Here is a 10,216-nt window from a genome sequence, read left to right on the forward strand (position 1 = left end):
GCTCAGGCTCGCCGTCTACCGCAAGTCGCCGCTCGGCCTGCCGATTTCGGCCGAGACGCTGCAAGCGCTGGACACGGCTATCGCGTTGGCGCGCGAGGGCGGTCATACGGTCGACGAGATCGACCTGCCCTATATCGGGCGCGATTTCATGGCCGACTTCTGCAAGACGGTGACCTCGGCGGTGGCCGGCACGATGCGCGCCGAGGCGCTGCGCGTCGGCCGCTCCGTTGCCGGCGACATCGAGCGCGCCACGCGTGTCTTGAGCCGCTTCGGCGATATCATCCCGGCCGGCGAACTCTATGAGATCCTGCAGCGGCTCAATGCCACGTCGCGCCGGCTGATCGCCGAGACAGCCCAGTACGATGCGGTGCTGATGCCGATCATCGCACACCCGCCGCTGGCCTGCGGCGCCATGGACCCGAAGGGCGCCGACGAGTTCATCGAGAACCTGCTGGACAAGCTGCATTTGACCAGGCTGCTCAGGGCCAAGTCGTTCCTCGGGCAGCTGATGGACAAGAGCCTGTGGTTCACCCATTGGCCGGCGATCCAGAATGTCACCGGCCAGCCGTCGATCGCGCTGCCGGTCCATGTCACCGAGGCAGGCCTGCCGCTCGGCATCCAGGCGGCGGGGCGCCCGGGCGACGAGGAGACGCTTTTGTCCTTCGCCGCGCAGATGGAGAAGATTTCGGGCTGGCTGGAGCGGCGGGCGCCGCTCAAGGTGCCGGGCTAGAGAACGGAAGCACGATTTCACGATTGTGACAGCAAAGCCGTTTGCGGCCTGCGGCAATTCCCGCTAAGACGCGCGCCATCCTTGCCACTTGGGAACGCACCGATGACGGATATCGCCGCCACCGCCGAAATGCAGGCCGCGCTGCTTTCGCGCGCGCTGCCCTACATGCAGCGCTACGAGAACAAGACGGTCGTGGTGAAATATGGCGGCCATGCCATGGGCGACAGCGAGCTCGGCAAGGCGTTCGCCCGCGACATCGCATTGCTGAAACAGTCCGGCGTCAATCCGATCGTCGTGCATGGCGGTGGACCGCAGATCGGCGCCATGCTCAACAAGATGGGCATCGAATCCAAGTTCGAGGGGGGCTTGCGCGTCACCGACCAGAAGACGGTCGAGATCGTCGAGATGGTGCTGGCCGGCTCGATCAACAAGGAGATCGTGGCGCTGATCAATGCCGAAGGCGAATGGGCGATCGGGCTGTGCGGCAAGGACGGCAACATGGTGTTCGCCGAAAAGGCGCGCAAGACCATGATCGATCCGGACTCCAACATCGAGCGGGTGCTCGATCTCGGTTTCGTCGGCGAGCCGGTCGAGGTCGACCGCACGCTGCTCGACCTGCTCGCCCGCTCCGAAATGATCCCGGTGCTGGCGCCGGTGGCGCCCGGCCGCGACGGCCACACCTACAACATCAATGCCGACACCTTCGCCGGGGCGATTGCCGGCGCTTGCAGGGCCTCGCGGCTCTTGTTCCTTACCGACGTGCCCGGCGTGCTCGACAGGAACAAGAAGCTGATCGACGAGCTGACGGTCTCAGAGGCCAAGGCGCTGATCAGGGATGGCACCGTGTCGGGCGGCATGATCCCGAAGGTCGAGACCTGCATCGAGGCGATCGAGCGCGGCGTCGAGGGCGTCGTCATCCTCAACGGCAAGACGCCGCATTCGGTGCTGCTGGAGCTGTTCACCGAGCACGGCGCCGGCACCCTGATCGTGCCCTGACGCGGCAAGTTCGCCGTTTCCGAGAAACGGCCAATCGCTATAATCAGCCGGCTAATTTTTTCTGCTCAAGCGATCCCATAGCCGAAGCCGTCGGCCTTGGCGCCGGACGCTGAAAAATCATCGATTCCTCCTCGGCGTCCTGCGGCGCGCCCCAGAATTCGGCGAGGCTCGGTCCGTCCGTCACGCGGCGGTCGCGGACCAGGAACCCCCAGACTTCGCGAAACCAGACGCGGCGGCCCATCTTCGTGTACCACCGCATCGAATGGCGCTGCTCGGGATCGCGATGGAACAGGACGCGCGCCAGCGCCTTCGGCCGCGACTGCACGGCGAGCTCGATCAGCTTGACGCTGAAGAACAGCATCCACGGCTGCAGCCGCGTCATCTTCAGCACCTGGTGCTTGTAGTCCCAAAGCCGGACATCGGTCTGGATCACCCTGCGATCCCGGGCGATGCGGAAGAACGGCGTCCAACGGTGCGGCGTGACATAGAGCGCCTGGATCTGGTCCGGATCGTAGGCGATGAGCTGGCGGAAGCCGCGCCACAGATCGTGAAAGCCCTCGTCCTCGAATCCGGCCACCCACGTCGCCATCGATAAGATGCCGTGCCGCCTGAGCAGCCGGATCGCCTCGCGGTCGGACGCGGTGCTGCCGCCCTTGCGGATCAATGACAACGTCTCCTCGTCGGTGTTCTCCATGCCGAGCAGCCAGCGGATGACACCGGCCTTGCGATAGAGATGCAGGATATCGGCGTCGCGCACGATGTCGTCGGCGCGGGTCGAGCCGACGATCAGCACCGGCACGCTCTCGGCGATCATGGCCTCGAGAAAGGCCCGCCAGGCTCTCTTCGAGGACGTCGGGTTCTCGTCGGCGAGATTGATCAGCTCGACGCCATGCTCACGGTGCAGCCAGGCGATCTCGCGCGCGAATTTCACGGGATCGCGATGGCGCCAGCGGGTCCAGAAGCCGCGCTGGCCGCAGTAGTTGCACAGATGCGGACAGCCGCGTGAGAATTGCATGACCACGGCGCGCTTGCCGCCCCAATAGCTGTAGCGTCTGACATCGATCAGCTCCCAGCCGACACGATAAGCATCGAGATTGACGATCGTGCCTGCGGGGCGCGTGGCGAAAGGACGGTCGAGGTCGTCGCGATAGGCGATGCCGGCCACATCGGCGAGCGGCCGGCGCCGGTCCAACGCCTCGACCAGCGACACGATGGTCGCCTCGCCTTCGCCGCGCACGATGAAATCGAAGGCATCGGTCGCGGCCAGTATGTCGTGCCAATGGTAGGTCGGAAACACACCGCCATAGATCACCAGCGTCCGCGGCGAGCGTACCTTGACCATCCTGGCGATCCGCAACGCGGTCGGATGTGCCGACGTCGAACCGGAATGGCCGATCAGGATGCAGTCGGGATCGCCGCGCAGCGCGTCGTCAACCAGCGTCGGAAGCGGCATTGGCCCGAATTCGGCATCGACGAGCCGCACCTCATGGCCTGCGTCGAGCAGCGGACCGCCGAGCGCCAAAAGGCCGAGCGGCGGCAAATGGTCGTCCGGCACGCGGCTGCCGATGGCGGTGTGCGGCGGGTTGATCAGCACGATTTTCATGGCGGACCCTTTGCGGTGGCGATCCGCTGGTCCTAACCGTCGATCTGGATGGCGAGTTGGCTTGCTTCAGCAGTTTCGGTGCAGCTTTTCCGCAGGAATGGCGCGCCGGCCGCTACCGCCTGAGATGCGCGAGCGGCACGTGGCCTGGTCCCTTGATGTTCTGCAGCACGAGCTGGGTGTGCACGTCGCGCACGCCGGAGAGCCGCATCAGCCGGTGCATGACGAAGGCGTTGAGGTCGTCGACCGAGGGCACCATCACATGCAGCAGGAAATCATGGTCGCCGGTCATCGTCCAGCAGGAGGACACCTCGTCCATGCGCTGCACGGCGGCGATGAAGCTTTCCGGCGAGCCGTCGCTGTGGCTGGTGAGCCGCACCTGGATGAACACCTCGACCATCAGGCCCACGGCGCGGCGGCTGAGGACGGCGGCGAAACCCTTGATGATGCCGGCGCTCTGAAGCGCCTCGAAACGCCGCGCGCACGGCGTGGTCGACAGGCCGATCTCCTGCGCCAGCTCCGATACGGGCTTGCGTCCGTCGCGCTGCAGGATATCGAGCATCTTGATCTCGAAATCGTCAAACTGAGGCATTTTCACTCTCCAACAGCCTTTCGATAGCGTCTTTTACCTCGAATTGCGCAAGCAGGCCATGATCAAAGCGGAATTGCCTCGCGGTCTCGGGCTAAGCTTCGGAAATAATTGACCCAGTCATGATTTCGCGAGGAGAACAGCCATGACGATCAGCGTTGCCGATTACGCCCGCGACTGCGCGGCGCAGGGGCTGCGCGGCGACTATTCGGTCTGCCGTGCCGATTTCACCGTGGCGCAGGGCTACGACTACAGCGCCGACGAGCAGGCGGTGTGGCGCACGCTGTGCGACCGCCAGACCAAGCTGACGCAGAAGCTCGCGCACCGCTCCTATCTCGACGGCGTCGCGGCACTCGGCCTACTCGACCGGATCCCGGATTTCGGCGTGATCAGCGAGAAGCTGCGCAAGCTGACCGGCTGGGAGATCGTCGCCGTGCCGGGCCTCATCCCGGCCGCGCCCTTCTTCGACCATCTCGCCAACCGCCGCTTCCCGGTCACCAACTGGCTGCGGACGAAGGAGGAGCTCGACTACATCGTCGAGCCCGACATGTTCCACGATTTCTTCGGCCATGTGCCGATCCTGACGCAGCCGGTCTTCGCTGACTTCATGCAGATGTATGGCCAGAAGGCGGAGGACTTGATCGCGCTTGGCGGCGACGAGATGATCACCCGCCTCTACTGGTACAGCGCTGAATATGGGCTGATCCGGGAACCCGGCCAGCCGGTGAAGGCTTTCGGCGCCGGACTGATGTCGTCGTTCACCGAATTGCAGTTCGCCATCGAGGGCAAGGACGCCCACCACGTGCCGTTCGACCTCGAGACGGTGATGCGCACCGGCTACGAGATCGACAAGTTCCAGCGCGCCTATTTCGTGCTGCCGTCCTTCGACGTGTTGCGCGATGCCTTCGGTAGCGCCGATCTCGCCGGCATCGTCGCCCGCCATAAGGGCAAGCCGGCGCTCGACCCGGCGACGGTCTAGTGCATGTCGCCCAAAGCGCGCAGCGGTTTGGGCGACATGCATCAAGATAAGTGCTTGTAGCGCGGCGCCTGAATCCGTTTCAGCGCGTCGCGCTTTGAAGTCGGCGTCGCCCAGCCGACCTAGGGAGCGGTTCAGTCGCCAATGAGGCGGTTGGACCGCTCCGAGTATTTGCGGCCACTTGTCATCAGCAAGCTGCCACTTGGGTCAGCAAGCTGCCGGGATCAGCCGGCATCCGCCGCCTCGGCCTTCAGCCGGGCAAGCTGCTCGCGCTGCAGGTCGAGCGCGGCGGTGATAAAGCGCTGGACGGCGGCCAGTTCGGCGTCGCTGAAGCTTGCGATCAGCCTTTCCCCGTCCCGCGCGATCGCGCCATAATAGCGCGCCGACAGCTCGCGGGTCAGATCGGTCGCCTCGATCACCACCTTGCGCCTGTCTTCCAAGCTGCGTGTGCGCGTCAGCAAGCCGCGCGCCTCGAGCCGGTCGATCAGAGCGGTGACGGCGGCCGGCGTCAGCCCGGTCGCCACCGCCACCGCGCCCGCCGATTGCGGGCCGCCATAAAGCAGGCCGAGGCATTGGCGCTCCGCCGCATTCAGCCCGAGCCTCGCTCCAACCGCTTCGTCATAGGCCTGGGTCGCATCCTGCCAGCGCATGATGGCCTGGCTGATGGTGGCCGTCATATCGGTTCGATTCGTGCTTGACGATTTTATTTCGATCATCTAACTATCAAATTGTCTAACATTAAGACGTACAGTAGCAATATGCGACCACAGCTTGCGCAAGGCAAGGCCCGGTCGCCGACAAGGAGCAGAAAATGAGCATGATTCAGCAGCGGACTCCCCTCTCGCACGAAGAGGAGTTCAAATACGCCAAGCTGGCGATGGAATGGTACGGCTGGGGTTCGCCGATCGGCCTCGGCATTCTGCTGGTCGCGTTGGCGGCAGCAGCGGTGCTGGTGCGCATCGCCGTCTACGGGCTTTAAGCCCGGCGGCGGAACAATTCCCCCCAAAGGCGCGCCAGGGCGGCGCCGGCGGCCTGTCGGGTTGCCGGCGCCGCCTGCTTCTTCCGAATGATTGATTTCCTCCCGGACGGAAAACCGCGACGCACTTTTCCTGGAATTGCCTAGACGGCGATGATCTTGCTCAGATGATCGCCAAGCCGGCAGGCCAACGCGGTGATGGTCGTGGTGGGATTGCATTCGCCCGAGGTGCAGAACACCGAGGAGCCGCCGACATAGAGATTGTCCATGCCGTGCACCTTCGAATTGGCATCGACCACGCTCTTGGTCACATCGGTGCCCATGCGCGTGCCGCCCATATGGTGGTGGCCGGCCGTCTCCTCATTCGTCGGATAGTCCCCGCCATTGAGGATCCAGTCGGCGATGCGCACCCGGCCAAGGTTCTTCTCGGCCAGCGTCTTGCCGAACAGCCTGAGGCCTTCGAGAATTGTGCGGCGTTCCAGCGGGGACTTCTTCCAGTGCAGTTCGATGCGCGGCACGCCGGCGTGGTCGACATCGGTCTTCGACAGCGCGATCCGGTTCGAGGCCAGCGGCGCCTGTTCCCACGCGACATAGAGCTGGGCGGCGCAACGCAGGCGCTGGCTGAGCTTGGCGGACATCCATTCGGCCATGTCGGGTGCCGTGCAGGCGAGGTCGGCGATCAATCGCTTGACACTGGGATAGGGCGACTCGATGAGCCTGATGCCGAAATTCAGGATCTGCAGCCGCTCCATGGCGGTGAGCGTCGGCGAGAAGAAGGCCTCGTTGACGGCATCGACCTCGAACTCGCCATAGTCCGCCAGGATGGCGTTGCCGCCCTCGAAGGTCGGATGCTCCATCCAGTAGCGGCCGAGGGCTTCCGCGTTCGGCACCACGCCGCCATTCGAGCGCTGGTTCGACCACAGGAGCAGCCGCGAATTCTCCAGCCCGCCGGTGCACACGATGAAGTAGTCGGCGCTGAAGACGCCGGCGTCCTGGCCGTTCGACCACAGCCGGGCGCCGCTCACCCGCCTGCCGTCGCCTGCAAGTTCGGTGGCATAGGTGTTGAGCACCACGGCGATGTTCTTGCTCTTGTCCAGCTCGTCAGCGAACTTCTCGCCGAAGCGCACTGCACCGCTCTTGATCAGCTGCACCCAACGGATGTCGTCCGAGATTGGCACATCCGGTCGGAAGTCGGGCAGCTCGAGGATGTCGTGGACTTCCGCCAGATAGGGCTCGATGTCGGCGCGGCTGATCGGCCAGCCGGTGTCCGGCGCCCAGGCCTTGGGCTCGAAATCCTGGCTGTCGAGCACCCGGCACCAGCCGGCCCAGTGATTGGAGGAGCCGCCCATGAAGCGCAGCCGCGTGATGTCGAGATCGAAATAGGGATCGCCCACAGTGGTGCCGCGGTAGAAATCCTGCGATTCGTCGCTGAATTCGCGCGATCCGGCCTCCAGCACGACCACAGGAATGCCTGCAGCGCCGAGCTTTCTGGCGATCGTGGTGCCCGCCGGGCCGGAGCCGAGGATGCAGGCCTTGGCGGCGAAATTCGCCGCACGGAAGGCTTCGTAGCTGTCGAAGATCACGCGAGATCGCTCCGCTTCAGGATCCAGCCATTGACCTCGACGATCTCGTCCGGATCGACGACGGGCTGGTTGCGGAACAATGACAGGGCCGGCAGCGCGATCAGCGCCTGCACGATTGCGCGGCGCGACATTCTCTTGACGAAGAAGCTCATGATACGTCTTTCGATGGGGACCTCGATCCACGCATGACGTTCCCCGAACGGCACACGCCGGCCAGGACAGGCCAGTTTCGTGCCAACCCTAGCCGATACCTTGCCACAACCGGGTAAACGTCGTGGTTGCATGCGAACATGGTTAGGAATTCCTCGCAGGCGCGTGCCGGTGCGAGCGTGCGCTCCGATTGATCTCAGGCGGCTTCCGAGACATCGCGATCGAGGATCGACAGGTTGCGGCCGCGATGCTTCGCCTCGTAGAGCCGCTGGTCGGCGGCGCGCATAAGCTCGGAGACGTTGACGCCTTCGCCACATATGGTGCCGCCGATGGAGACGGTGAGCGGCACGGTGCGCTCGTCGACCGGACGGAAGCGGATCAGCTCGACCTCGCGGCGAATACGCTCGGCGACGCGCTTGGCCTCCTGCGCGGTGGCGCCGACCAGGAAGGCGGCGAATTCCTCGCCACCGATCCGGCCGAGCACGTCGCCACTGCGCACGCCGCGCTCGATGGCGCTGGCGATCAGCAGCAGCGCTTCGTCGCCGGTCAGATGGCCGTAGCTGTCATTGATCATCTTGAAGTGATCGGCGTCGATGATGAGCAGCGCGCCGCGATCGGATTTGCGCCGGGAGCCGTCGAGTGCGGCAAAGAAGCTTTCGCGGTTGAGCATGCCGGTCATGTCGTCGCGGCTCGCCTTTTCCGACAGGCGCCGGTGCGCGGCGGCAAGCTGGGCATGCGCGCGGGCGAGATCGCGATGCGCGCTCTTCAATCTGTCGCCCTGCCAGAAGGTTGTTGCGCTGGCGATCCAGGCAAGCACCAGCGGGAAGACCGTCGACGTCAGCCATATGGCGCGGTTGACCGAGAGACCCAATGCGGGGACGATTATAAGCGTCAACAGAAGCGAGACGGCTACCGAAGCGCAAGCAACGGCGGCGGACTTCAGAAATAGGCGATTCATCGCTGACTCCCCACAGAACCGCCTCTGTGCCAGCAAGCGCTGAAGGTGACCTTTCGGCGATGGCTAAAATTTGAAACGACGCGCCATTTCATCGAAAGCGACGCGCATAAGTTGTGGATAAATCCCAGCCAGAGATTTTGTTTCGTGCCATAAGGAGCGCATGACGACGCAGCCAGACCCCGCCCGCTTCGCCCACGTCACCGACTGGGTGTTCGATCTCGACAACACGCTCTATCCGCACCATTCGAACCTGTTCGCGCAGATCGACGTGAAGATGACTGCCTATGTGGGCGAGCTCCTGACGTTGCCGCGCGACGAGGCGCGCAAGCTGCAGAAGGAACTCTACCAGCAGTATGGAACGACGCTGAACGGCCTGATGACGCGTCACGGCATCGACCCGGACGACTTCCTCGAAAAGGTGCACGACATCGACTATTCCTGGCTGGTGCCGGATCCAGTGCTCGGGGCCGCGATCCGCCAGCTTCCCGGCCGCAAGTTCATCTTCACCAATGGCGACCGCAGGCATGCCGAGCGCACCGCGCGACAGCTCGGCATCCTCGACCACTTCGACGACATTTTCGATATCGTTGCGGCGGGGCTCAACCCCAAGCCGGCGCGCCAGACCTATGAACGGTTCGCCGAGCTGCATTCCGTCACCGGTCACAATGCGGTGATGTTCGAGGATCTGGCCCGCAATCTCTCGGTGCCGAAATCGCTGGGCATGACCACGGTACTGGTGGTGCCACGCAATTTCGAGCCGACCTTTTCGGAGATCTGGGAACGCGACCCGGCCAATGAGGACGATGTCGATTTCGTCACCGACGACCTTGCCGGCTTCCTGACGGCAATCGTCGAAGTCAGGACCTGACGCCGTCATCCGATCGACGGTGCATGCCGCCCGAGCGCGTGCGCGGCTGGCTCCGGTCAGTCGAAGTCCGGGATTGTGCCGGGCGGCAGCCCCAACCGCCCATTCAGATCCCTCAGGAAGCGGCACCAGGCAGGTGGGTCTCCCTCATCCTTCCCATTGCCATTGCCGTCGGATGAAAATCCGTTGCCGAAGCCATTGCCGCAATTGGCGTTGCCGTTGAAGCTGCCGCCATTGCCGTTGCCATTGAAGCTGCCGGCGTTGCCATTGCCGTTGAAATTGCCGGCGTTCCCGTTGCCGTTGAAGCTGCCGGAATTGCCGTTGCCGTTGAAGCTGCCGCCTTTGCCGTTACCGCTCGAGGTATCGCTGTTGGCCAGGCCATCGGCAAATCCGATATGGCCGCGGCCAAAGGGAAAGTCGGCGATCCTGTCCGCTATCGAGGCGACAGCGACGACGTTGGCGACGCACAGCATGCCGAGCGCGAGGCCGCTTCCCGTTAACAGCCTCGCCCCGACCCGACGGTTGCCGTGCCGGACGCAAACTGATGGTCGCGCCGCGGCCATCAGCGGTTTCCCCGGCCATTGAAATTGCCGTTGAAGGCCCCAACGTTGCCGTTGCCGTTGAAGGAGCCGCCGTTGAAGTTGCCGTTGAAGGCGCCGACGTTGCCGGTGCCGTCATACTCGCCGGTGTTGCCGTTGCCGTTGAAGGCGCCGACATTGTGATTTCCGCTGGTCGACGATGTGTTGGCGTTGCCGTTGAAGGCGCCGACGTTGCCGGTGCCGCTATTGAAGGC

Annotated in this window: 12 protein-coding genes and 1 pseudogene; 5 read left to right on the top strand and 8 right to left on the bottom strand. The window is 64.1% G+C overall.

The window, feature by feature from the left end; all coding sequences use genetic code 11:
- Positions 1-730: amidase family protein (locus tag EOA33_RS12760; RefSeq protein WP_245482323.1), on the top strand; the 730-nt coding region annotated here is incomplete at its 5' end.
- Between the two features lie 102 nt (positions 731-832).
- Entirely contained in the window at positions 833-1,726 is an 894-nt protein-coding gene (gene argB / locus EOA33_RS12765) for an acetylglutamate kinase (RefSeq protein WP_126057181.1), read from the top strand.
- Between the two features lie 43 nt (positions 1,727-1,769).
- On the opposite strand, the gene bchE is transcribed toward argB, so the two are convergent.
- Together bchE and EOA33_RS12775 are read right to left on the bottom strand one after the other, a co-directional pair.
- Positions 1,770-3,329, bottom strand: coding sequence for a magnesium-protoporphyrin IX monomethyl ester anaerobic oxidative cyclase (gene bchE / locus EOA33_RS12770; protein ID WP_126057182.1), 1,560 nt, complete (start codon positions 3,327-3,329; stop codon positions 1,770-1,772).
- 112 nt (positions 3,330-3,441) lie between these two features.
- Positions 3,442-3,918 carry an Lrp/AsnC family transcriptional regulator gene (locus EOA33_RS12775; RefSeq protein WP_126057183.1) on the bottom strand — a complete coding sequence of 159 codons (477 nt, stop codon included), beginning with the start codon at positions 3,916-3,918 and terminating at the stop codon, positions 3,442-3,444.
- A 142-nt stretch (positions 3,919-4,060) separates the two neighbouring features.
- Here EOA33_RS12775 and phhA point away from each other — a divergent pair, with 142 nt between their 5' ends.
- On the top strand, positions 4,061-4,894 hold the full coding sequence (gene phhA / locus EOA33_RS12780) for a phenylalanine 4-monooxygenase (RefSeq protein ID WP_126057184.1): 834 nt from the start codon (positions 4,061-4,063) through the stop codon (positions 4,892-4,894).
- 221 nt (positions 4,895-5,115) lie between these two features.
- On the opposite strand, the gene EOA33_RS12785 is transcribed toward phhA, so the two are convergent.
- Positions 5,116-5,607, bottom strand: coding sequence for a MarR family transcriptional regulator (locus EOA33_RS12785; RefSeq protein WP_126057185.1), 492 nt, complete (start codon positions 5,605-5,607; stop codon positions 5,116-5,118).
- A 95-nt stretch (positions 5,608-5,702) separates the two neighbouring features.
- Here EOA33_RS12785 and EOA33_RS39000 point away from each other — a divergent pair, with 95 nt between their 5' ends.
- Positions 5,703-5,870 (top strand): hypothetical protein, encoded by a 168-nt coding sequence (locus EOA33_RS39000; RefSeq protein WP_189347290.1) that lies wholly within the window; start codon positions 5,703-5,705, stop codon positions 5,868-5,870.
- A 140-nt stretch (positions 5,871-6,010) separates the two neighbouring features.
- Here the strand turns inward: EOA33_RS39000 and EOA33_RS12790 are convergent, their stop codons facing one another.
- The 3 genes from EOA33_RS12790 to EOA33_RS12800 all read right to left on the bottom strand — a co-directional run bounded on the left by EOA33_RS12790 (position 6,011) and on the right by EOA33_RS12800 (position 8,558).
- Positions 6,011-7,450, bottom strand: a complete 1,440-nt coding sequence (locus tag EOA33_RS12790; RefSeq protein ID WP_126057186.1) for a GMC family oxidoreductase — start codon at positions 7,448-7,450, stop codon at positions 6,011-6,013.
- Positions 7,447-7,602, bottom strand: a complete 156-nt coding sequence (locus EOA33_RS12795; protein WP_126057187.1) for a hypothetical protein — start codon at positions 7,600-7,602, stop codon at positions 7,447-7,449. Before EOA33_RS12795 ends, EOA33_RS12790 begins: the two co-directional genes overlap by 4 nt.
- A gap of 194 nt (positions 7,603-7,796) precedes the next feature.
- Complete coding sequence (locus tag EOA33_RS12800) at positions 7,797-8,558, bottom strand: GGDEF domain-containing protein (protein WP_126057188.1); 762 nt, start codon at positions 8,556-8,558, stop codon at positions 7,797-7,799.
- A gap of 160 nt (positions 8,559-8,718) precedes the next feature.
- On the opposite strand from EOA33_RS12800, the gene EOA33_RS12805 reads away from it, so the two are divergent.
- The gene (locus EOA33_RS12805; protein ID WP_126057189.1) at positions 8,719-9,426 is read left to right on the top strand and encodes a pyrimidine 5'-nucleotidase; all 708 of its coding nucleotides are present in this window, start codon (positions 8,719-8,721) and stop codon (positions 9,424-9,426) included.
- 56 nt (positions 9,427-9,482) lie between these two features.
- Here the strand turns inward: EOA33_RS12805 and EOA33_RS39005 are convergent, their stop codons facing one another.
- Together EOA33_RS39005 and EOA33_RS39010 are read right to left on the bottom strand one after the other, a co-directional pair.
- Complete coding sequence (locus tag EOA33_RS39005; RefSeq protein WP_189347293.1) at positions 9,483-9,986, bottom strand: hypothetical protein; 504 nt, start codon at positions 9,984-9,986, stop codon at positions 9,483-9,485.
- Positions 9,986-10,216 (bottom strand): annotated as a pseudogene (locus EOA33_RS39010) (hypothetical protein); the annotation flags it as partial. The gene EOA33_RS39005 and the pseudogene EOA33_RS39010, both read right to left, overlap by 1 nt.

This window comes from Mesorhizobium sp. M4A.F.Ca.ET.050.02.1.1 (genome assembly GCF_003997725.1).
Taxonomy (GTDB): Bacteria; Pseudomonadota; Alphaproteobacteria; order Rhizobiales; family Rhizobiaceae; genus Mesorhizobium.

Coding starts and splice junctions, on each gene's coding strand:
- EOA33_RS12775 (WP_126057183.1), bottom strand. CDS start 3,918: ATGCCTCAGTTTGACGATTTCGAGATCAAGATGCTCGATATCCTGCAG.
- EOA33_RS12800 (WP_126057188.1), bottom strand. CDS start 8,558: ATGAATCGCCTATTTCTGAAGTCCGCCGCCGTTGCTTGCGCTTCGGTA.
- EOA33_RS12805 (WP_126057189.1), top strand. CDS start 8,719: ATGACGACGCAGCCAGACCCCGCCCGCTTCGCCCACGTCACCGACTGG.
- argB (WP_126057181.1), top strand. CDS start 833: ATGACGGATATCGCCGCCACCGCCGAAATGCAGGCCGCGCTGCTTTCG.
- phhA (WP_126057184.1), top strand. CDS start 4,061: ATGACGATCAGCGTTGCCGATTACGCCCGCGACTGCGCGGCGCAGGGG.
- EOA33_RS12795 (WP_126057187.1), bottom strand. CDS start 7,602: ATGAGCTTCTTCGTCAAGAGAATGTCGCGCCGCGCAATCGTGCAGGCG.
- EOA33_RS39005 (WP_189347293.1), bottom strand. CDS start 9,986: ATGGCCGCGGCGCGACCATCAGTTTGCGTCCGGCACGGCAACCGTCGG.
- EOA33_RS12785 (WP_126057185.1), bottom strand. CDS start 5,607: ATGATCGAAATAAAATCGTCAAGCACGAATCGAACCGATATGACGGCC.
- EOA33_RS39000 (WP_189347290.1), top strand. CDS start 5,703: ATGAGCATGATTCAGCAGCGGACTCCCCTCTCGCACGAAGAGGAGTTC.
- bchE (WP_126057182.1), bottom strand. CDS start 3,329: ATGAAAATCGTGCTGATCAACCCGCCGCACACCGCCATCGGCAGCCGC.